The organism is Pantoea sp. X-Soil-ISGK-285 (genome assembly GCF_059730815.1).
This window is the reverse complement of record NZ_AP035938.1, coordinates 3,056,013-3,077,165: the sequence shown is the minus strand read 5'-3', so window position 1 is coordinate 3,077,165 and position 21,153 is coordinate 3,056,013. Positions and strand designations below refer to the sequence as shown.

16 protein-coding genes are annotated in these 21,153 nt (G+C 56.4%); 12 read left to right on the top strand and 4 right to left on the bottom strand.

The window, feature by feature from the left end; translation table 11 throughout:
* The first annotated feature begins 179 nt into the window (after positions 1 to 179).
* Positions 180 to 518, top strand: coding sequence for a nitrogen regulatory protein P-II (gene glnB / locus AC6I8B_RS14505; protein WP_003848647.1), 339 nt, complete (start codon positions 180 to 182; stop codon positions 516 to 518).
* Between the two features lie 66 nt (positions 519 to 584).
* On the opposite strand, the gene hmpA is transcribed toward glnB, so the two are convergent.
* The gene (hmpA, locus tag AC6I8B_RS14500) at positions 585 to 1,769 is read right to left on the bottom strand and encodes an NO-inducible flavohemoprotein (RefSeq protein WP_157352766.1); all 1,185 of its coding nucleotides are present in this window, start codon (positions 1,767 to 1,769) and stop codon (positions 585 to 587) included.
* Between the two features lie 326 nt (positions 1,770 to 2,095).
* Here hmpA and glyA point away from each other — a divergent pair, with 326 nt between their 5' ends.
* Together glyA and AC6I8B_RS14490 are read left to right on the top strand one after the other, a co-directional pair.
* On the top strand, positions 2,096 to 3,349 hold the full coding sequence (gene glyA / locus AC6I8B_RS14495; RefSeq protein ID WP_497817473.1) for a serine hydroxymethyltransferase: 1,254 nt from the start codon (positions 2,096 to 2,098) through the stop codon (positions 3,347 to 3,349).
* A 363-nt stretch (positions 3,350 to 3,712) separates the two neighbouring features.
* Positions 3,713 to 4,861, top strand: coding sequence for a 3-phenylpropionate MFS transporter (locus AC6I8B_RS14490; protein WP_033772425.1), 1,149 nt, complete (start codon positions 3,713 to 3,715; stop codon positions 4,859 to 4,861).
* Here the strand turns inward: AC6I8B_RS14490 and csiE are convergent.
* On the bottom strand, positions 4,843 to 6,111 hold the full coding sequence (gene csiE, locus AC6I8B_RS14485; RefSeq protein ID WP_010671313.1) for a stationary phase inducible protein CsiE: 1,269 nt from the start codon (positions 6,109 to 6,111) through the stop codon (positions 4,843 to 4,845). The two genes, AC6I8B_RS14490 and csiE, sit on opposite strands and share 19 nt — an antisense overlap.
* A gap of 155 nt (positions 6,112 to 6,266) precedes the next feature.
* On the opposite strand from csiE, the gene AC6I8B_RS14480 reads away from it, so the two are divergent.
* The 3 genes from AC6I8B_RS14480 to AC6I8B_RS14470 all read left to right on the top strand — a co-directional run bounded on the left by AC6I8B_RS14480 (position 6,267) and on the right by AC6I8B_RS14470 (position 9,082).
* Positions 6,267 to 6,893: a DUF1007 family protein gene (locus AC6I8B_RS14480; protein ID WP_010257608.1), complete on the top strand. Its 627-nt coding sequence runs from the start codon at positions 6,267 to 6,269 to the stop codon at positions 6,891 to 6,893.
* Positions 6,884 to 7,864: a nickel/cobalt transporter gene (locus AC6I8B_RS14475; RefSeq protein ID WP_061703693.1), complete on the top strand. Its 981-nt coding sequence runs from the start codon at positions 6,884 to 6,886 to the stop codon at positions 7,862 to 7,864. Before AC6I8B_RS14480 ends, AC6I8B_RS14475 begins: the two co-directional genes overlap by 10 nt.
* Positions 7,865 to 8,068: 204 nt before the next feature.
* Positions 8,069 to 9,082: a TIGR04086 family membrane protein gene (locus tag AC6I8B_RS14470; protein ID WP_010257601.1), complete on the top strand. Its 1,014-nt coding sequence runs from the start codon at positions 8,069 to 8,071 to the stop codon at positions 9,080 to 9,082.
* A gap of 63 nt (positions 9,083 to 9,145) precedes the next feature.
* On the opposite strand, the gene suhB is transcribed toward AC6I8B_RS14470, so the two are convergent.
* Entirely contained in the window at positions 9,146 to 9,949 is an 804-nt protein-coding gene (gene suhB / locus AC6I8B_RS14465) for an inositol-1-monophosphatase (RefSeq protein WP_008926709.1), read from the bottom strand.
* A 132-nt stretch (positions 9,950 to 10,081) separates the two neighbouring features.
* On the opposite strand from suhB, the gene trmJ reads away from it, so the two are divergent.
* From trmJ to sseB, 5 genes are all read left to right on the top strand, one after another.
* Positions 10,082 to 10,834, top strand: a complete 753-nt coding sequence (gene trmJ / locus AC6I8B_RS14460) for a tRNA (cytosine(32)/uridine(32)-2'-O)-methyltransferase TrmJ (protein WP_010257594.1) — start codon at positions 10,082 to 10,084, stop codon at positions 10,832 to 10,834.
* Positions 10,835 to 10,964: 130 nt separating this feature from the next.
* Entirely contained in the window at positions 10,965 to 11,462 is a 498-nt protein-coding gene (gene iscR / locus AC6I8B_RS14455) for a Fe-S cluster assembly transcriptional regulator IscR (protein ID WP_010257591.1), read from the top strand.
* Between the two features lie 88 nt (positions 11,463 to 11,550).
* On the top strand, positions 11,551 to 12,711 hold the full coding sequence (locus AC6I8B_RS14450) for an IscS subfamily cysteine desulfurase (protein WP_031592489.1): 1,161 nt from the start codon (positions 11,551 to 11,553) through the stop codon (positions 12,709 to 12,711).
* 161 nt (positions 12,712 to 12,872) lie between these two features.
* Positions 12,873 to 14,159, top strand: a complete 1,287-nt coding sequence (gene pepB, locus AC6I8B_RS14445; RefSeq protein WP_010257585.1) for an aminopeptidase PepB — start codon at positions 12,873 to 12,875, stop codon at positions 14,157 to 14,159.
* A gap of 46 nt (positions 14,160 to 14,205) precedes the next feature.
* The gene (sseB, locus tag AC6I8B_RS14440; protein ID WP_010257582.1) at positions 14,206 to 14,970 is read left to right on the top strand and encodes an enhanced serine sensitivity protein SseB; all 765 of its coding nucleotides are present in this window, start codon (positions 14,206 to 14,208) and stop codon (positions 14,968 to 14,970) included.
* A 270-nt stretch (positions 14,971 to 15,240) separates the two neighbouring features.
* On the opposite strand, the gene sseA is transcribed toward sseB, so the two are convergent.
* Entirely contained in the window at positions 15,241 to 16,083 is an 843-nt protein-coding gene (gene sseA / locus AC6I8B_RS14435) for a 3-mercaptopyruvate sulfurtransferase (RefSeq protein WP_010257579.1), read from the bottom strand.
* Positions 16,084 to 16,229: 146 nt separating this feature from the next.
* Between sseA and AC6I8B_RS14430 the strand changes: the two genes are divergently transcribed.
* Positions 16,230 to 21,125: an alpha-2-macroglobulin family protein gene (locus AC6I8B_RS14430; protein ID WP_497816363.1), complete on the top strand. Its 4,896-nt coding sequence runs from the start codon at positions 16,230 to 16,232 to the stop codon at positions 21,123 to 21,125.
* The last annotated feature ends 28 nt before the right edge of the window (positions 21,126 to 21,153 follow it).

Below are 21,153 nucleotides of genomic sequence, written 5' to 3'. Positions count from 1 at the left end.
GCTGCGGAGTGATACCGGCAGGTTGCCTGCTCAGGCCCGAATCAGAATGGGTGCGGTCAGCATAATCTGGCAGCGCTTGCGGCAACCTGAAGAATCCCGGATATTACCGCCCGACAGCGCCAGCAACATTTATACTTGATAAACCCTCTGACCATGGAGGGAGTGAAAAAGGGTCTGACATGAAAAAGATTGATGCGATTATCAAACCATTCAAACTCGATGATGTCCGTGAAGCCTTAGCGGAAGTCGGCATCACCGGGATGACCGTGAGTGAAGTAAAAGGTTTTGGCCGCCAGAAAGGGCACACCGAGCTTTACCGCGGCGCAGAGTATATGGTCGACTTTTTGCCTAAAGTGAAAATCGAGATGGTGGTGGGCGACGATATCGTTGATACCTGCGTCGAGACCATTATGCGTACTGCGCAGACCGGCAAAATCGGTGATGGTAAAATCTTTGTCTTCGACGTGGCGCGCGTGGTGCGCATCCGTACTGGCGAAGAGGATGAAGAGGCGATCTGATTATCTCTTTATCAGCTCTTTATCAGCATAAAGAAGCCCGCGCTGCGGGCTTTTTTTATTGCTCAATTACATCCCTTTGTGCGGGCCAAAGAGTTCGTAATGAATGCGTGTATCTGCCACGCTGGCATCGCGCAGTTGCGCCACCACATGCTGCATAAAGGGCAGCGGACCGCAGAGGTAGAAGTGGGTGTCGGGTGAGGCGAGACGTGCGGAGATCGCGGTGATATCCATCAGACCCTGCGCGTCATAGCGACCGGCATCTTCAGCGGCGGGATGGCGATACCAGACCTGACTGACGAAATCGGTGAGCTGCGCGCCCGTAGCTATCACTTCCGGGCCAAATGCATGCTGTTTGCCGTTCTCTGCTGCGTGCAGCCAGCTGACCGGCGCGCGGTGCTGGCGGGCCGCCAGTGCATGCAGCATGGCCAGCATCGGCGTCTGACCCACGCCCGCGGAAATCAGCGCCACCGGGGTTGCAGCATCGACCTCAAGGAAGAAGTCGCCATGCGGTGCGGCCAGCATCAGCTCATCACCCACTTTGCCATTCTGATGCAGCCAGCCGGAGACGGTGCCCTGCGCTTCACGTTTCACCGCAATCCGATAATCTTTGCCATTACTGAGGTGAGTAAGCGAGTACTGACGAATCTGGTGATGTTCGAAACTGGCGGGCTGCAGATGCACCGTCAGATACTGACCCGGTTTAAAGGCCGCCACCGGGCCGCCATCTACCGGACTGAAGGTAAAGCTTTTAATCACCTCGCTCTGCTGCTCAATAGCACTGATGCGAAACGCACGAGTGCCGCGCCAGCCACCGGTTTGCTGCTCCGTCGCCTGGTAAATCTCCTCTTCGCGATTAATGAACACATCCGCCAGTACGCCATAGGCACGACCCCAGGCTGCCAGCGCCTCTTCACCCGGATTCAGCAGCTCTTTAATGGTTGCCAGCAGATTTTCACCGACGATGGCATATTGCGCAGGCTGAATATTCAGGCTGGTATGTTTCTGCGCAATCTTTTCCACCGCAGGCAGCAGCACGGCCAGGTTCTCCAGATTCGCGCCATAGGCGCAAATGGCGTTGAACAGCGCTTCACGCTGATCGCCATTGCGCTGGTTGTTCATATTGAAAACATTTTTGAGTTCCGGATGGTGCGAAAGCATGCGGTCATAGAAGTGTGCGGTAAGCGCAGGACCACAGGCGGCGATGGCAGGCAGGGTCGATTTTACCGTGGCGATAGTGTGTGCATCAAGCATAAAAACGGCCTCTCATTTAAAGATGTATATTAAATGCATCTTATAGCGTCTCGCCTGTGGTGTAAATAACCCGATAAATTTCCCGGTTGTCAAAGTGGCAACTTTTTGGTGCATCCTGAGAAGCCGCCGTCACATCCTGAAGAAAAATCGTGGCGTCTGAACAGGGTGAAAAGGTGTAAAAAAGCCCTGCCAGTAGCCAGCCAATCGTTTGCGTAAAAAGAGGAGGTTCACCCTACCTTCACCTGTTAAAACGGTTTACACTGTGGGCCTTCGCCCCTGAAGGGGGGTAAATACCGTCAGAAAGTTAGCTGAGTCAGGAGATCCGGATGTTAAAGCGTGATATGAACATTGCCGATTACGATGCCGAGTTGTGGCAGGCGATGGAGCAGGAGACAGTGCGTCAGGAAGAGCACATTGAACTGATTGCTTCTGAAAACTACACCAGCCCGCGTATTATGCAGGCACAAGGTTCTCAGCTCACCAATAAATACGCTGAAGGCTATCCGGGCAAACGCTACTACGGCGGCTGTGAGTACGTTGATATCGTTGAGCAACTGGCGATCGATCGCGCAAAAGAACTGTTTGGTGCCGATTACGCTAACGTGCAGCCACACTCAGGTTCACAGGCTAACTTTGCGGTTTACACCGCGCTGCTGCAGCCGGGCGATACTATTCTGGGGATGAACCTGGCGCACGGTGGACACCTGACTCACGGCTCACCGGTTAACCTGTCGGGCAAACTCTATAACGTTGTGGCTTACGGTATCGATGAGACCGGTAAAATTGACTACGACGAACTGGCTGAACTGGCGAAAACCCACAAGCCAAAAATGATCGTTGGCGGATTCTCAGCTTACTCCGGCGTTTGCGACTGGGCGAAAATGCGCGAAATCGCGGATAGCGTAGGTGCATGGCTGTTTGTGGACATGGCACACGTTGCCGGCCTGATTGCTGCAGACGTTTACCCGAGTCCGATCCCGCATGCGCACATCGTGACCTCTACCACTCACAAAACGCTGGCGGGTCCGCGCGGTGGTATCATTCTGGCGAAAAACGGCGACGAAGATTTCTATAAGAAACTGAACTCTGCTGTCTTCCCTGGCGGTCAGGGCGGTCCTCTGATGCACGTTATCGCTGGTAAAGCGGTTGCGTTCAAAGAGGCGATGGAGCCGGAATTCAAAACCTACCAGCAGCAGGTGGCAAAAAACGCCAAAGCGATGGTTGAGGTGCTGATTGAGCGTGGCTATGACATCGTTTCTGGCGGCACGTATAACCATCTGTTCCTGATCGATCTGGTGAGCAAAAACCTGACTGGTAAAGAAGCGGATGCGGCGCTGGGCCGTGCCAACATCACGGTTAATAAAAACAGCGTGCCTAACGATCCGAAAAGCCCGTTTGTCACTTCCGGTATCCGTATCGGTACGCCAGCTGTTACCCGTCGTGGCTTCAACGAAGCGGACGTGCGTGAGCTGGCTGGCTGGATCGCGGATGTGCTGGATAACGTCAATGACGAAGCAACCATTGAGCGCACCAAAAAGAAAGTGCTGGAAATCTGCAGCCGTCTGCCGGTCTACGCTTAATCGTTAACCTGTTGTGAGACAGCATACAAAGGATGGCATCAGCCATCCTTTTTTATTGTTAAAAAACGAGTGCGTGTTAGCTGTGATACCGGAGTTGCTCAGGAAACACGGTCAGATCGGAAAGTCGCTAAAGCCAATCCCTGGCCGCTCGGCCCGCGCCATCATTGGCGCGGGACGCTTTCCTCCTCTGACCGTGTTTCCTGCGCGTGAAATTCAGATGTAGCGGCAAGAGGCGCTCTGATTTGGATTGGTTAGTGTTCTGAAAGGATGGCATCAGCCATCCTTTTTTATTGCCTGTCCTGCGGCGCTCTGCCAGAGTAGCGCCCACTCATGCTGCCAGGCAGCACTCTTGCTGGAGGGAATATGGCAATCGGCTCCGCCAGATGGCTCGGATTGGGCTACTTCACTTACTTCTTCTGTTACGGCATCTATCTGCCATTCTGGGGCGTGTGGCTGAAAGGCACCGGTCTTGATGCTGAAAAGATTGGCCTGCTGCTCGGCTGTGGCATGGTGGCACGCTTTGTCGGCAGTCTGCTTATCGCTTCTCAGGTCAAAAATCCTTCACGGTTGATTACGGCGCTGCGTCTGCTGGCGCTGATGACCTGCCTGTTCGCTGCCGGTTTCTGGGTGGGTGAGCAGTGGATGTGGCTGCTGACGGTCATGATCGGCTTTAACCTCTTTTTCTCGCCGCTGGTCCCGCTCAGCGATGCGCTGGCCGCCACCTGGACACAGCAGATAGGGCTGGCGTATGGGCCGGTCAGGCTGTGGGGTTCGCTGGCCTTTGTGATCAGCTCGGCGTTAACCGGCGTGCTGGTTAGTGCTTACTCTTCAAACGCCATTCTGCTGCTGCTTTCCGTCGGCGTCATCTCTATGCTGGCAGGCATGATGCTGTCACCCGCCACCCAGCCTCAGGGTAATGAACGGCAGGGCGCGGCGGGCGGCGGCTGGCAGGTGTGGCGTGAATTGCTGCGTGAGAATGCGGTATGGCGATTTATGCTCTGCGTAACACTGCTGCAGGGTGCGCACGCCGCCTATTACGGCTTCAGTGCTATCTGGTGGCAGGAGAGTGGCTATTCCGCCTCCACGGTGGGTTATCTCTGGTCGCTGGGCGTGGTGGCCGAGATCGTCGTGTTTGCTTTGAGCAACCGGTTGTTCCGCCGCTGGAGCGCGCGCGATCTGCTGCTGCTTTCGGGCATTTGTGCGTTGATCCGCTGGAGTCTGATGGGGGCCACTACCGCGCTGCCGCTGCTGATTGTGGCGCAAATCCTCCACTGTGGCAGCTTCACCGTCTGTCATCTGGCGGCGATGCGTTTTATTGCGGCGCGTCAGGGAGCGGAAGTGATCCGTCTGCAGTCGCTCTATTCCGCGTTGGCGATGGGGGGTGGCATTGCGATAATGACTATGATCTGCGGCGTCCTGTTCGCTCATCTGCAGGGGCATCTGTTCTGGGTGATGGCACTGGTGGCGCTGCCCGCGCTATTTCTGCGTCCCGGCTACGACTCCAGTAAATAACGAATCCGCTGCTGATGGTGTAACGTCAGCGGCAGTTCCGCATGCACCAGCGGCGGAGAGAAGAGTGGCAGCGAGGTGGGGTAGGGCGAAATGATGATGTCCACATCCCGCGGTGCGCCATCCCGCTGAAACTGTTTCACGTCCTGATAGGTAATATTGATCGGCAGCAGCGTGATCTCCCGGATCTGCTGCTCCACATCCTGCTCCAGATCGGTATCGTCACCCGTCAGAATCAGCACCTGCTTCTCCTGCAACGCATTCTCCTGCATCAGCCAGGCACCAAAAATAACGGTAATTAAGCTCACCTCTTCCGGGCTGAACGCAATCCCGTATTGCTGCTCAAACGCCTGCAGCGCCTGCTGAGTGGTGCGCAACAGGCGGGGATAGAGGCGGCTGACATCCAGCGCCACGCTGTTGTCGATGCCGATAGTGAAGTGGGTGCGATCCAGCGCCTGTGCCAGATGAGGATAGAGCTGGTTAAGCAGCTCGTCGCGATCAGCAAAAGTGATGTCGGCACACCGTTCAAAGTCATTAATTAACTGCTGGGTCGCAGCCATTAACTGCTGCTCAGCAGGATGGGCAATCGCATCCACGACAGGCGTATGTATCTGGCTGAACAGCAGTGTCCAGAAGTCGGTTTCACTGACGGGCGGCGCAAGGTGGCAGCGTTTGCGCCAGTGGTGAATCACATCCTCGGCAGCCTGCCGCTCAGCCTTCTGCTGCAGCCAGTGACACTGCGCTTCACTGAACAGCACCGGCTGGCGCTGGCACAATCCATATTTCATGAAAATCTGCAGAAAAAGCCGGTCGCGTTCGCTGAAATCGCGCTTCAGACGCAGGCTACAGTGCTGGATCAGCGCCTGTAAATTGGTCTCATCCCACAGCGCCTTCTCAATCTTCATCACCTTCAGGCGCTGACGCAGGGGGGCTGCAAAATGATCGCAGACGAAATCCTGCGATAAACGCAAACTGCGTCGCAGGTTGTGCAGCAGACAGAGGCGCCGATCCAACTCTGTGCCATGAAGACGAAAGCTGCCATCCACCATCTGATGCAATTCCAGCTGGTGATATCGCTGTATCTCAAGGCCCACATCCGCGATATCCTGTCGGGCAACAGCAGGATCGACGCCATTCAGCTGGCAGACTTTTTCAAGCGTAAGCACGGGTGTCGGCAGAAACAGCAGCAATAAAAGATGGCACTGACGCTGTGAGCGGGTGAAGAGTGGTGCCAAAGGGGTAGCAGAACTCATCAATCAGGTTTCCAGCAGGCTATTTTGAGCTAAGAATAGTCAACCCCGTCAGCGCCTGCGCGGTTTACGCGGTTTATTTGCCGGAGGTTTAAGGCGGGTCACAAAATTTTGTTACTTATAGATTCTTTTCATCGGGAACGTTACTTTATAACATTATGAAACGCACACTCTTTGCCCTCTTGATGGTATTAAGTCCGGCTGTAATGGCACATCCTCACAGCTTCATCGATATGAAAACCGAACTGGTGGCGCAGGATGACACCTTTACCGGATTAAAGATGACCTGGACCATGGATGAGATTACCTCCGCCGATCTGCTTTACGACGCGGGCGAAGCGAAACCAGGCAGCGTGGTGTGGAAGAAGCTGGCGGCAGGCGTGATGGCGAACGTGCTGGGCCAGCACTACTTTTCTGAAATCTGGCACAACCAACAGCGGGTAAAGTTTTTGAATCTGCCAACCGAATACAACCTGTCACGTAACGGCCATAAAGCGGTGCTGGAATTTATTCTGCCGCTGGCGGAACCCCCGAAGCTGACCGGGCAGCGCTTTGAGATCCTGACTTTTGATCCTACCTATTTCGTCGATATGTTCTATGACAATCCCGGTGCGTTAACGCTGCCGACGGCGCTGCAGGCGCGCTGCAAGTTCGCGCTGAACACGCCAAAGCCCAATGATTCACTGAAGCAGTATGCGCTGTCGCTGGATAAAGCCGACGCGCCTGCAGAGGAGATGGATTTAGGCCGCCAGTTTGCCCAGACGGTGATACTGACATGTCAGTAATCTCCCCACCGTTACGGGCTTCCCGCCTCTGGCCGCTGTGGCTGATGGCGGGCGTGCTGCTGAGCAGCGCGTTGCTGGTCTGGCTCTACTGGTCGCAGATTCTGATGCAGAGCGTACTGTGGCAGAAAGATCTGCATCGGCAGATGACTCAGCTGCTACAGCAGGTTGCGGAGCAGCCCCACCAGGCAGGCATTTCGCTGGTGATATTCAGCCTGCTGTATGGCGTACTGCACGCGCTGGGGCCGGGCCATGGCAAAGTGGTGATCGCGACCTTTCTGGCGACCCATCCCACCAGAGTGAAAACCAGTATCAGGCTGACGCTGCTCGCCTCACTGCTGCAGGGTTCGGTGGCGATTGCCCTGGTGACGGTGATGCTGGTGCTGCTGAAAACGTCATCGCGACAGCTGCATCTCAGCAGTTTCTGGCTGGAGAAGGGCAGTTATCTGTTGGTGATCGGGCTGGGCGTGATGATCGGTTATCGGGCGCTGCGTTCGTTGTGGCGGACATTGCGTCCGCGTCCGGCCCCGGTATTTCGCACCTTCAAACCTCACCATCAGCATGACGATCAGTGCGGATGCGGACACGCACATCTTCCGACACCGCAGCAGATGAGCGGCAATCTCAGCGTGAAAACCCAGCTGCTGGTGGTGGTGTCGATGGGATTACGTCCCTGTTCCGGCGCGATTATGATGCTGCTGTTTGCCAAAGTGATTGGTGTCTATGGCTGGGGGGTGATCTCTGCTGCGGTGATGGCGCTGGGCACGGCACTGACCATTTCGGCGATTGGCCTGCTGGTTCAGCAGGCGCGCACGGTGGCACAACGGCTGGCACAGCCTGGCGTTACCGCAGGCATGACGCGACTGCTGATCCCCGCGCTGGCCTTAACCGGCAGCCTGATTTTAATCGTAGCGGGTATCGCGCTATGGCAGTCAGCGCAGATGACGCTGGGTGGCGGAATTCGACCTTTCTGAATAAAAGCGCAGCGGAAATAAAATTGCCGCTGCGCTCTTCTCTTCGTTAATTATCTCTGAATTCATCTCTTTATTTTTTTCTCTGGCTGGTTTAGTGGTGAAATGACTATTCCCTGTCTACGCTGATAATACCAAAACGGCATTCCGCCGTCGGGATGATAAAAGATCAAGACCGCTTTCTGTTTATTGCGAGGAGTATATTTCATGGCTGATACCCGTATTAATAATGGCTACACCGAAACGCTGGCGACCGGGCCTGCTGGATTGCCGTTAAAACGTATTTCCTGGAGCGCCGTGTTTGCCGGTGTCATTTGTGCGTTGATCGTTCACATTATTCTGACGCTGCTGGGAACCGCCATTGGTGCAACAACCATTGATCCGATGAAAGAACAGAATCCACTCGACGGCCTGGGCACAGGCGCGCTGGTCTGGACTGCCATTGAAATGCTGGTCGCGATGGCTGCAGGTAGTTATGTTGCAGGCCGACTGGCTCAGCGCGAAGGCGCACTGCACGGTTTACTGATGTTTGGCCTTAGCACAATTTTCACTATTTACCTGGCTATTGCGCTGGCGACCAGTGTATTAGGCGGCGCGATGAATATTGTGGGCTCAGGCTTCCAGGCGCTGGGTAGTGGTATTTCCGCCGCTGCGCCATCCGTTACCCAAATGGCAAAAGACAAACTGCAGGAGAGTAATATTAATTTAGATAACCTGCAGAACGAACTTGAAACGACTTTACGCCAGACCGGGAAACCGGAATTACAGCCAGAGAACTTAAAGCAGGATGCAAATAAAGAAGCGCAGAATGCTGAAAACCAGGCTAACAACACCGCAAACCATCCACAGACAGCGGATACTGATCTGGCTAACTGGTTAAAAGGGGTGATGGATCGTCATTCCGATACCCTGCAGGCAGCCGATCGTGATGCGCTGAAAAATATTATCAAAGCGCGCACCGGCAAAAGCGATCAGGAAGTGGATCAGATCGTGGCCAAAACTGAACAGAGCTATCAGCAGGCCGTTCAGAAGTATCAGGAACTGAAACAGCAGGCTGAACAGAAAGCGCGTGAAGCCGGTGAAAAAGCCGCTGCCGCGACTGCGAAAGCGAGCTGGTATGCCCTGATTCTGCTGATCATCGAAGCCGTGCTGGCAGGCGTAATGGGTATGGTAGGTCGTCGTACTCAGCCTCGTCAGGTGCTGTCACACGAACGTCGTTAAGCATCACTGAGTAACAGGCAATAAAAAAGGCGGCTGAGAAGCCGCCTTTTTCTGTACTGAGACTTAGCGTTTTAACGCTTCGCTCAGCTCATCACGCATGTTCGACAGCATCGATTTCACCACACGTGGGTTACCCGCGACCAGGTTACCTGACAGCAGATAGCCGTGGTTGCCGGTGAAATCAGTCACCAGACCGCCCGCTTCACGGACCAGCAGTTCACCCGCCGCAAAATCCCACGGCTTCAGGCCAATCTCAAAATAGCCATCTACGCGACCGGCAGCCACATAGGCCAGATCCAGCGCAGCAGAACCGGTGCGGCGGAAGTCAGCACACTGGGTAAAGAGTTTGGTCATGATATTCATGTAAGCCGGCGCGTGCTGCTTCATTTTGAACGGGAAGCCGGTCGCCAGAACGGTGCCATCCAGATCGCGGGCCGTGCTGCCACGCAGACGATAGCCATTCAGCTGAGCGCCCTGACCGCGTGAAGAGGTGAAGAGTTCATTGCGCATTGGATCGTAAACGACGGCGACTTCAGTGCGGCCTTTAATGCGCACAGCGATAGAAACAGCAAAGTGGGGTAAACGTTTGATGAAGTTTGAGGTGCCATCCAGCGGATCGATAACCCATTGAACATCCTGATCTTCGCCCGCCAGTTCACCGCTTTCTTCAGTGATGATGGTATGTTTCGGGTAAGATTTACGAATAATTTCGATAATCAGGCGTTCTGCTTCGCGGTCAACATTCGTTACGAAGTCGTTGCTGCCTTTCTGGCTGGCTTCGACGGCGTCCGGGGTTTCATAATATTTGGCAATTAAATTTCCGGCCTTGCGCGCTGCGCGCACGGCAATGTTGAGCATTGGATGCATCGGTATCTCTCGCTGGATGTTAAAGAACGGGGAAAACGGCGCGGAGTATAGCAGCGTGTTCGGTAAATGTCCTGCTTTATGTTAATATTCTCTCTACTGATTTTACTGACCCGTTTCTGAGTATCCCTAATCATGTTGCAAAATATTCGTATCGTGCTGGTCGAGACTTCTCACACCGGTAACATGGGCTCCGTTGCGCGCGCCATGAAAACCATGGGCTTAACCAACCTCTATCTGGTTAACCCGCTGGTCAAGCCTGACTCACAGGCTATCTCACTCGCGGCCGGTGCCAGCGACGTTATCGGCGACGCAAAAATTGTCGACTCGCTGGATGAGGCCATTGCCGGATGCAGTCTGGTGGTCGGCACCAGCGCACGTTCCCGCTCGCTGCCCTGGCCGATGCTGGATGCGCGCGAATGTGGCGTGAAAAGCGTGGAAGAGGGCCAGCAGGCACCGGTTGCGCTGGTTTTTGGTCGTGAACGTGTCGGCCTGACCAATGACGAGTTGCAGAAGTGCCATTATCACGTCGCGATTCAGGCAAACCCGGAATACAGCTCGCTGAACCTGGCGATGGCCGTACAGATTATTGCCTATGAAGTGCGCATGGCATGGTTACAGGCGCAGGAGCAGGCCAGCCCGCCGCCACAGTATGAAGAGTCACCTTATCCGCTGGTGGATGATCTCGAGCGCTTCTATCAGCATATGGAACAGATGATGCTGAACAGCGGCTTTATCCGTGAAGCCAATCCTGGCCAGGTGATGAGCAAACTGCGTCGTCTTTACACCCGCGCCCGCCCGGAACGCGACGAACTGAACATCCTGCGCGGCATGCTTTCGTCGTTTGAAAAGCGAAAAAACGATAAAAAAGAAGCAGATAATAGTTGAGTGAATTACCAGGTTAAATACCTGACTAATTTACCAGGTTAAATAGTTGACCAATTTACTCGGGAATGGCAGACTTCAGAGCATCTGTTGCTAATCCTCCGATAACCGGACGCTATTGAGGTCGTACGCTATGAGACTGACATCCAAAGGACGTTATGCCGTTACTGCAATGCTGGACGTTGCCCTTCACTCCCATGAAGGTCCGGTCCCGCTGGCTGATATTTCAGAGCGTCAGGGCATTTCGCTCTCCTATCTGGAGCAGTTATTCTCCCGATTGCGTAAAAATGAGCTGGTGTCCAGCGTACGTGGTCCGGGCGGCGGTTATCTGTTGGGCAAAGCGTCTAATACCATCTCTGTCGGTGAAGTGATCACCGCCGTTGATGAGTCTGTTGATGCCACCAAATGTCAGGGTAAAGAAGGCTGCCAGGGCGGCGAGCGTTGCCTGACTCACGTGCTGTGGCGCGATCTGAGCGTGCGTATCAGTGACTTCCTGAACAATATTACACTGGCTGAGCTGGTGAATAATCAGGAGATCCTGGATGTAGCCGATCGTCAGAATGCGATTGATAATCGTCGCTTCCAGAGCCCGCGCACGCAGGAAATTAACGTCAACCAACGCGCCTCGTAATCCCCGCTGTTGCGGCCCTTACTGCTAACGCGGTCAGGGCCGAATCTGCTATAAAGACGTATGATTTTTTATACGGAGCTGTAGCGCAATGAAATTACCGATTTACCTGGATTACGCCGCCACCACGCCGGCCGATCCGCGTGTGGCCAGCAAAATGATGCAGTTTCTGACGCTGGATGGCACGTTCGGTAATCCGGCCTCGCGATCGCACCGTTTTGGCTGGCAGTCTGAAGAAGCGGTTGATGTTGCGCGTAATCAGATCGCCGAACTGGTCAATGCCGATCCGCGTGAAATCATCTTTACCTCTGGCGCCACCGAATCCGATAACCTCGCGATTAAAGGTGCAGCTCACGCCCATCAGGCGCGCGGCAAACATATCATCACCAGCCAGACAGAACATAAAGCGGTGCTTGATAGCTGCCAGCAGCTTGAGCGTGAAGGCTTTGCTGTCACTTATCTCACCCCGGCGGCTAACGGCATTATCTCGCCTGACCAGCTGCGTGCGGCGCTGCGCGACGACACGATTTTAGTCACCCTGATGCACGTTAATAATGAAACCGGGGTGATTCAGGATATCGCCGCCTTTGGCGAACTCTGCCGCGAACGTGAGATTCTGTTTCATGTGGATGCGACCCAGAGCGTCGGCAAGCTGCCTATCGATCTCAGCCAGTTACCGGTTGATTTGATGTCCTTTTCTGCCCACAAACTCTATGGCCCGAAAGGCATCGGCGCACTCTATGTACGGCGTAAACCGCGTGTGCAGATTGCTGCGCAGATCCACGGCGGCGGACATGAACGCGGTATGCGATCCGGGACATTGCCGGTGCATCAGATTGTTGGCATGGGCGAGGCGTATCGTATCGCAGCAGAAGAGCGCGAAACCGAGATGGCGCGCCTGCAGACTCTGCGCGATCGTCTGTGGCAGGGCATCAGCACACTGCCCGACGTCACCCTCAATGGCGATCTGCATCAGAGCGCACCGAACATTCTTAACCTCAGTTTTGCTGACGTTGAGGGTGAATCACTGATCATGGCGCTGAAAGATCTGGCGCTCTCTTCCGGCTCGGCCTGCACCTCCGCCAGCCTGGAGCCTTCCTATGTATTGCGGGCGCTGGGCCTGAGTGAAGAGCTGGCGCACAGTTCGCTGCGCTTCTCGCTGGGACGCTTCACTACCGAGGAAGAGATCGACTACGCCATTGCCCTGGTGCAGAAATCAGTGACCCGTCTGCGGGCCTTAATGAAATCCTGATATCCGGTCATAGTCCGGAAATTGCGCCTATATTTGCACTTCGCTGGCAACACCTGACGGAATCTGTTATCAGGTCTCTCTGCGAATTATATTTAACATCTTATTAAAGCCGTTATAACAATCAGGCTGGATGAAACAGATAACGATTATGGAGCTTTTCGATGACCACACAACCCATGAATATTACGCTTAGCAGCCAGCCCGCCGATGCGCGCTGGGGCGAAAAAGCGATTCTCAGCAGCAACGACAGCGGCATGACACTGCATCTGACCGGCGCGGATGCGCTGAATATCATTCAGCGTGCGGCTCACAAAATCGACAGCCAGGGGATCCGCCATGTGGCGCTGACCGGCGAAGGCTGGCACCTTGAGCAGTGCTGGGCATTCTGGCAGGGCTTCCGTGGTCCGAAAGGCCAGCGTCAGGTTGAGTGGCCGGCGCTGGGCGAACATGAGCAGGCGGAGTTTGATCGCCGTCTGAAAATTATCGACTGGGTTCGCAACGTTATTAACCTGCCTGCGGAAGATCTTGGGCCAGAACAGCTGGCGCACAATGCAGTCGATCTGATCAGTGAAGTGGGCGGCAGTGCCGTCAGCTATCGCATCACCAAAGGCGACGATCTGCGGGTACAGGGGTATATGGGCCTGCACACCGTTGGACGCGGTTCAAATCGTCCGCCGGTATTTCTGGCGCTCGATTACAACCCGACCGGCGACGACGATGCCCCGGTCTACGCCTGTCTGGTCGGTAAAGGCATTACCTTTGATACCGGTGGCTACAGCCTGAAGCAGAGCAGCTTCATGGACTCAATGAAATCTGACATGGGCGGCGCGGCGACCGTCACCGGCGCGCTGGCCATGGCGATTTCGCGCGGTCTTAACAAGCGCGTCAAACTCTACCTCTGCTGTGCCGATAATATGGTCAGCAGCAACGCCTTTAAACTGGGCGACATTATTCGCTATCGCAACGGTAAATCGGTGGAAGTGATGAACACCGATGCGGAAGGGCGTCTGGTCCTGGCCGACGGTTTAATCGACGCCAGCGAGCAGAACCCGACGATGATCATCGATGCTGCGACGCTGACCGGTGCGGCCAAGACGGCGCTGGGCAACGATTACCATGCGCTGTTTACCTTTGATGATGTGATGGCACAGTCGCTGATGGGCAGCGCGGTGAGTGAGAACGAACCTTTCTGGCGTCTGCCGCTGGCCGAATTCCATCGCAGCCATCTGCCGTCTAACTTCGCCGATCTCAATAACATCGCCAGCCCGTCACATGCGGCGGGTGCCAGTAGCGCGGCAGCGTTCCTGTCACACTTCGTCAGTAACTATCAGCAGGGCTGGCTGCACATCGACTGCTCCGCGACCTATCGCAAAGGCGCAGTTGACCAGTGGGCGGCGGGTGCAACAGGTCTTGGCGTGCGTACCCTCGCCAATCTGTTACTGAAATAAGCCGATCTCAGCGGTGGCTGATGCCGCCGCTGTTCAGAGGAAAACTATGAATCGTCTTGAAGAGGTGCTGAAGCTGGCGGCCACTGAGCCTGCCCATCGGCCCGAATTTTTTCAGCTGCTGCTGGAATCTGATGCGTGGGTGCCAGGTGAAAGCACCACGCAACAGCTTGATGCCAGCACGCCCGTTGATCTGCAGCACTGGGAAAAAGAGGATGGCAGCAGCATAATTCCTTTTTTCACGTCAGAAGAGGCGATGAGTGAAGCGGTGAGCGGTGAGCAGTCCTGGCTGCGTCTGCCGGTACGAACGCTGTTTGAGATTACACGTGGCGAGACGCTGTTTCTCAATCCCAAACTGCCTTCCGGTAAAGAGTTTACTGCGGCCGAGATCACCCATCTGCTGGCTGAAGAGGGCAGTGCACTAAGCCAGCAAACCGTGCTGGAAGGCGGACAGTCACTATTGCTGTCTGAGGTGGCTGAACCCCCTGCCCAGATGATCGACTCACTGACTCAGCTCTTCAGCAAGCATAAGCAGGTGCGTCGCGCGTTTATCGCCAGTATCCGTGAGCGGGCTGACGAAGCGCCCAATCTGCTGATTGGCATTGAAGCGGACAGCAACATTGAGACGATCATTCAGGCGGCGGGCAGCGTGGCAACCGATACGCTGCCGGACGATGCGCCGGTTGATATCTGTGAGGTGACGCTGAACGATCGCGGCATCAGCCACTTCTTTACCGCCCACATCACGCCATTCTACGAGCGTCGCTGGGGCAGTTTCCTGCGCGACTTCAAGGGCAGTGAGCGGATTATCTGAGACAACAAAGTAAACAGGCGGCTCACGAGCCGCCTCATATAGCTGATATCCCGAATCAGGGGGAGTCTGGCCGCAACGAATAAGCTTAACGCGCAGGGAACAGGGTCAGAGGAGGAAAGCGTCCCGCGCCATGGACGGCGCGGGCCGAGCGGCCAGGGAGTGGCTTTAGCGACTTTCCGATCTGACCCTGTTTCCTGTGCTACCTCGTTCTTACAGCTGATCGAATCCGATATTATTAAAAAAACAGGCGGCTCATGGGCCGCCTGTTTTTTATTTCGCGATAGGTAAGTCGTCGCGACTGCCCCATTCGCCCCAGGATCCGTCATACAGTGTGACATCCCGTGCGCCCAGCGCCGTCAGCGCCAGAATCACCACCACCGCCGTCACGCCTGAGCCACAGCTGGCGACCACCGGTTGGGTAATATCGACGCCCGCATCGGCAAACAGCGTCTGAAGTTCCGCCTCCGGCTTGAGTTTTCCCTGTTCAACCAGGCTGTTCCACGGCACGTTCAGGCTGTTGGGAATATGGCCACGATGCAATCCGGGACGTGGTTCATCCACTTCGGCGTTAAAGCGATTGGCAGGACGCGCATCAATAATCTGTGCGCCGCCTTCATGGCTGATCAGCAGTACGTCCGTCAGGCGCTTCACCCGGCTTTCATCTGCGTGGGCCTCAAACTCACCTTCCGGCAGATTCACTTCGCCGGTTGCCAGCGCAAAACCGGCTTCTTTCCAGCCCTGCAAGCCCCCGGCCAGAATCGACACCTGAGCCACACCAAAGGTTTTCAGCATCCACCAGGCGCGTGGCGCAGAAAAGAGATTACCCTCGTCATACACCACCAGGTGCTTATCACTGCTGACACCCAGTTCACGCATCGCGACGGCAAAACTTTCGGCGCGGGGCAGCATATGGGGGTAAGGGCTGGTGTGATCGGAAAGCGCTTCAATATCGAAGTAAGGGGCGTCGGGTAAATGACCCGCCAGATATTCGGCCTGGATATCGCGAACCGCTTCCATACCGGGTGGCAACAACCGTGCATCCAGCACCTGAAGCCGCTCATCGTTGTAGTGCTCTTGTAACCAGTCGGCGGACACAAACAGTGGCGTCGTCATAACAACCTCATCTCAGCAATCTGTCATACCAGTGTCAGGGAATGTGCGCACCATCTCAAGAGAAGCGTTGATTAAATGCGAGCATTGATATGAAATTGCGCTGCGTAATCAAACGACACTCCCTGCGTCCCGGTGAAGGAACTACCATGAAGAAACGCAATACCCGGCTGCTGCTCAGCATGCTGATCGGTGGCTCGCTGCTGTCAGCGACCCTGTTACCTGTTTTGCCTCTCCAGGCGGCAGAAGCACCCGCAACCTCCCAGGTCAGCAAACCGCTGACGATTATCGATCTCTCGGAACTGCAGATCGATAATGCCGCTGCGCTGGTCTTAACCTTCAGTCAGCCGCTTGATGATAAACAGGATATCGCGCAAAAAGTCAGGCTGACCGACGATAAACAGGGCCGGGTGGATGGCGGCTGGGAGCTTTCTGCTAACCGCAAAACGTTGCGCTTCCGCCATCCCGAGCCGTCGCGTCACTTCACCGTCACGGTGGATGCGGGACTGCGCGCGGCCAGCGGAGAGACGCTTGCCGCCGATTACAGTCAGAAAATCGCCACCCGTGATATCCAGCCGATGGTGGGCTTTGCCAGTCGCGGTTCACTGCTGCCGCTGCGTATCACCCAGGGACTGCCGGTGCTGGCGCTGAATGTTGACCAGGTCGATGTCGATTTCTTCCGGATAAAGAATGCCGGCCTGGCGGAATTTCTCTCGCAGTGGAATTACGGCAACAACCTCTCAAGCTGGCAGTCGCAGGAGCTGCTGAAAAGCAGCCAGCTGGTTTATAGCGGACGCTTTGAGCTCAACCCGGCGCGTAACACGCGTGAAAAATTGCAGCTGCCGATGCGTGACATTACCGCACTTCAGCAGCCGGGCGTCTATCTGGCGGTGATGAAGCAGGCCGGTACTTATCGCTACAGCCAGCCCGCCACGCTTTTCACCCTCAGCGATATTGGCCTGTCACTGCATCGCTTCCCGACCCGGTTCGAACTGTTCGCCCAGAGTCTGGCAGACGGTCAGCCGCTTTCCGGGGTCAGCGTCAGGTTACTGGATGAGAAGGGGCAGGTGCTGCAAAGCGGAACCAGTGACAGCACCGGTCATCTGAGCCTCAAGGCGGATGAAAAAGGCAAGCTCCTGCTGGCAATTCAGGGAGAACAGACCTCAATGATCGACCTGGCGCGTCCGGCGCTGGATCTCGCTGAATTCCCGGTCGCGGGGCCGCAGGGCTATGACAAACAGCTGTTTGTTTTTGGTCCGCGCGATATCTATCGTCCTGGCGAAACGGTCATCGTGAATGCGCTGCTTCGCGATGCCGACGGACACCCCTTGCCCGCGCAGCCGATCAAAGCGGAGCTGGTGCAGCCCGATGGCCAGGTGATGCGGACTTTTGTCTGGCAGCCTGAAGCGGGATTCTACCAGCAGCGACTGGCGCTGTCCGCATCGGCCATGACCGGCGACTGGATGTTGCGACTGAATACCGGCGATAACCTCAAGCGAGAGTGGAAGTTTCACGTCGAAGATTTTCTGCCGGAGCGTATGGCGTTAACCCTGAAAAATGACCCTCAGCCACAGGCCGCTGATGCCAGTGTTGAGTTCGGTATTGAGGGGCGCTATCTCTATGGCGCCCCAGCAGCAGGTAACACGCTACAGGGTCAACTCTATCTGCGACCGGCACGCGAGGCGGTGACTGCACTGCCAGGCTACCAGTTTGGTGACATCACCGAAGAGGGGTTAAAGCGCACGCTGGATGAGGTGGATCTCAAGCTCGACGCCAGCGGTAAAGCACAACTCACGGTAGAAAATCAGTGGGATCAGCTCCACTCCCCGCTCAATCTGATCCTGCAGGCCAGCCTGCTGGAGACAGGCGGACGTCCGGTCACCCGTCGTGCCACCCAGGCCATCTGGCCCGCTGAAGCGCTGCCGGGTATCCGGCCGCTGTTTGGTAACAAGGCGGTTTATGACTACCGCAGTGACAGCTATCACGATGAGCCGACGGTGCCGGAACAGAGCCTGGCCGAATTCGACATTGTCTATGCCAACAGTCAGGGCAAAAAACTGGCGGCAGAGAAGCTGGATGTTCGCCTGATCCGTGAACGCCATGATTACTACTGGAGCTTCTCTGACAGCGAAGGCTGGCAGTCGCAGTATAGCGACAAGGATCTGCAGGAAGATGAACGCGCCATCTCTGTCCCGGCTGATGGCAGCACCAAAGTCAGCTTCCCGGTCGAGTGGGGCCACTACCGGCTGGAAGTGCAGGCGGGCGAGAAAATCGTCAGCAGCGTGCGGTTCCAGGCCGGTTATGACTGGCAGGATAACACCAACGGCACGGGGGCATTGCGCCCGGATCAGGTCAGACTGAAGCTGGACAAAGCGGCTTACCAGCCGGGCGACACCGTGCATCTGCAGGTTGAGTCACCGGCGGCCGGTAAAGGTTACCTGATGGTGGAGTCGAGCAGCGGCACGCTCTGGTGGCAGCCACTGACCGTACCAAAGGGCGGCACAACGGTGGATGTCCCTGTTGCTGAGAGCTGGCAGCGTCACGATCTCTACTTCAGCGCCATCGTGGTGCGAGACGGCGATAAGGTCAGTGGCGCAACGCCAAAACGCGCGGTGGGGCTGTTGCATCTGCCGATGGCGACGGAGGCGCGCCGCTTAAATCTGACGCTGGATGCGCCCGATAAAATCCGTCCTGAGCAACGCCTGACGGTAAAAGTCCACGCCAGTCGTGATGGCGGCCCGCTGCCTGAAAAAGTGAATGTACTGCTGTCAGCGGTGGACAGCGGCGTTCTGAGCGTGACGGATTTTAAAACGCCCGATCCGTGGCAGGCTTTCTTTGGCCGTAAACGCTACAACGTCGATCAGTACGACGTCTTTGGCCAGCTGATCGAAGGCGGTGGCCGGCTCGCGGCGCTGCGTTTTGGTGGTGATGGCGAGGATGAATCGATGACGCGCGGCGGCAAAAAGCCGGTGACGCACGTCAATATCGTGGCGCAGCAGTTACAGGCAGTCACACTGGATAAAGAGGGCAACGGATCGATTACGCTGCCGATCCCGGCCTTTAACGGCGAACTGCGGCTGATGACTCAGGCCTGGAGCGACGACAGCTTCGGCGCGGCAGAGCGCAAACTGGTGGTCGCGGCGCCGCTGATCAGCGAACTGGCCACCCCGCGCTTCCTTGCCAGCGGCGATACAGCCTCACTGGCGCTGGATCTCACTAACCTGACCGATCTGCCGCAAACTCTGAAGGTGGATCTGAGCAGCAGTGGCTTAGTGGATCTGGCCGGGGCTGCCAGCCAGAGTGTGACGCTGGCCAAAGGCGCGCGTACCACACTTCAGATTCCGGTCATGGCGAAAACCGGCTTTGGTGATGGCGAGGTTGCCGTGCAGATTTCCGGTCTGAACCTGCCGGGCGAGCAGGTGAAGCCCAGCAAACAGCAGTGGAAAATCGGCGTCAGACCACCTTATCCGGCCCGGACGCTGAATTTCGATGCCGTCATCAATTCCGATCAGCCCTGGCAGGTCGCGGCAACCGCGTTTACCGGCCTGGATGCTCAGACCCTGAGTGGACAGCTGACGCTGAGCAATCGTCCGCCGCTCAATATCGCCAGCTATATCAGTGCGCTTTACGCCTATCCCTACGGCTGTCTGGAACAGACCACCAGCGGCCTCTGGCCGTCGCTCTACACCAGCCATGCCGAGCTGACCGCGATGGGGATAAAAACCAGCAGTGATGAGGCGCGCCGGGCCGCCGTCGACACCGGCATTGCCCGTCTGGCGGGCATGCAGCGGGCCAACGGTAGCTTCGGGCTGTGGGACAAGCAGAGTGAGGAGGAGTTCTGGCTGACGCCTTACGTGACCGATTTCCTGCTTCGCGCCAGCGAGGCGGGCTATGCGCTGCCGGATAATATCGTTGATCGCGCTAACGCACGGCTGCTGCGCTATCTGCAGGATCCCGCGCAGATCAGCGGCGGCGGCAGTGATAACAACGCCGCGCTGCAGTTCAGCGTGCAGGCTTACGCCGGACTGGTGCTGGCGCGTCAGCAGCGTGCGCCGCTGGGGGCGCTGCGCGCCTTGTATGAAAAGCGTGAGAAGGCCCGCTCCGGTCTGGCGCTGATGCAGCTTGGCGTGGCGCTGAAGCTGATGGGTGACGGGCAGCGCGCATCGCTTGCGATCATGCAGGGTGCCAGTCTGACGCGCTCAGATAAAGAGTGGTATGGCGACTATGGCAGCACGGTGCGCGATGAGGGGATGATGATATCCCTGTTAGCAGAGAATAAGCTGCAGCCCGATCTACAGAATAGTCTGCTGCTGTCGCTGTCAAAAGAGGTCAACGGCAAGCGCTGGTTCTCGACTCAGGAGAATAACGCGCTCTATTTAGCGGCGCATACGCTGCAGCGTGCGCAGGGCGGAAGCTGGCAGGCGCAACTGTCGGGCAATGCACAGCCTCTGCAGGGTGATGCGCCACTGAATAAAGGGCTGGGGGCTGAACGACTGTTGCAGGGCTTAGCCATCAGTAATCCGGGCAGTGCGCCGCTGTATGGTCGTCTGGATGTCACCGGTTATCCGCTGGCCGCGCCGCAGCCGGAGAGCAATGTGCTCGGGATAAAACGTGAATACTTTACGCTGGATGGCAAAGCCGCCGATCTCAGCAATCTGCGCAGCGGCGAGTTGCTGGTGGTGCGTCTGACCGTTTCGTCGAAGCGCAGCATCACCGATGCGCTGGTGGTGGATCTGCTGCCTGCCGGTCTGGAGCTGGAAAACCAGAACCTGGCTGACAGCAGCGCCAGCCTCGGCGACAGTGCGGATACGCTGAAGGAGAGCATGGGTGACATGCAGCAGGCTGACATCAGACACATTGAGTTCCGTGACGATCGCTTTGTGGCGGCACTGGCGGTGGATACTTATCGTCCCGCGACGCTGGTCTACCTGGCGCGGGCGGTCACACCGGGGCGCTATCTGATGCCACCACCGCAGGTCGAGTCGATGTATGTGCCGGAGTGGCGCGCCACCGGCAGCACGCCGTCGCAGCTGCATATTCAGTAAGTGACGCGACGCGTGGTAAACGTCAGCA

Coding starts and splice junctions, on each gene's coding strand:
- AC6I8B_RS14475 (WP_061703693.1), top strand. CDS start 6,884: ATGTCAGTAATCTCCCCACCGTTACGGGCTTCCCGCCTCTGGCCGCTG.
- glnB (WP_003848647.1), top strand. CDS start 180: ATGAAAAAGATTGATGCGATTATCAAACCATTCAAACTCGATGATGTC.
- suhB (WP_008926709.1), bottom strand. CDS start 9,949: ATGCATCCAATGCTCAACATTGCCGTGCGCGCAGCGCGCAAGGCCGGA.
- sseA (WP_010257579.1), bottom strand. CDS start 16,083: ATGACGACGCCACTGTTTGTGTCCGCCGACTGGTTACAAGAGCACTAC.
- AC6I8B_RS14430 (WP_497816363.1), top strand. CDS start 16,230: ATGAAGAAACGCAATACCCGGCTGCTGCTCAGCATGCTGATCGGTGGC.
- AC6I8B_RS14470 (WP_010257601.1), top strand. CDS start 8,069: ATGGCTGATACCCGTATTAATAATGGCTACACCGAAACGCTGGCGACC.
- hmpA (WP_157352766.1), bottom strand. CDS start 1,769: ATGCTTGATGCACACACTATCGCCACGGTAAAATCGACCCTGCCTGCC.
- trmJ (WP_010257594.1), top strand. CDS start 10,082: ATGTTGCAAAATATTCGTATCGTGCTGGTCGAGACTTCTCACACCGGT.
- csiE (WP_010671313.1), bottom strand. CDS start 6,111: ATGAGTTCTGCTACCCCTTTGGCACCACTCTTCACCCGCTCACAGCGT.
- iscR (WP_010257591.1), top strand. CDS start 10,965: ATGAGACTGACATCCAAAGGACGTTATGCCGTTACTGCAATGCTGGAC.
- glyA (WP_497817473.1), top strand. CDS start 2,096: ATGTTAAAGCGTGATATGAACATTGCCGATTACGATGCCGAGTTGTGG.
- AC6I8B_RS14480 (WP_010257608.1), top strand. CDS start 6,267: ATGAAACGCACACTCTTTGCCCTCTTGATGGTATTAAGTCCGGCTGTA.
- AC6I8B_RS14490 (WP_033772425.1), top strand. CDS start 3,713: ATGGCAATCGGCTCCGCCAGATGGCTCGGATTGGGCTACTTCACTTAC.
- sseB (WP_010257582.1), top strand. CDS start 14,206: ATGAATCGTCTTGAAGAGGTGCTGAAGCTGGCGGCCACTGAGCCTGCC.
- pepB (WP_010257585.1), top strand. CDS start 12,873: ATGACCACACAACCCATGAATATTACGCTTAGCAGCCAGCCCGCCGAT.
- AC6I8B_RS14450 (WP_031592489.1), top strand. CDS start 11,551: ATGAAATTACCGATTTACCTGGATTACGCCGCCACCACGCCGGCCGAT.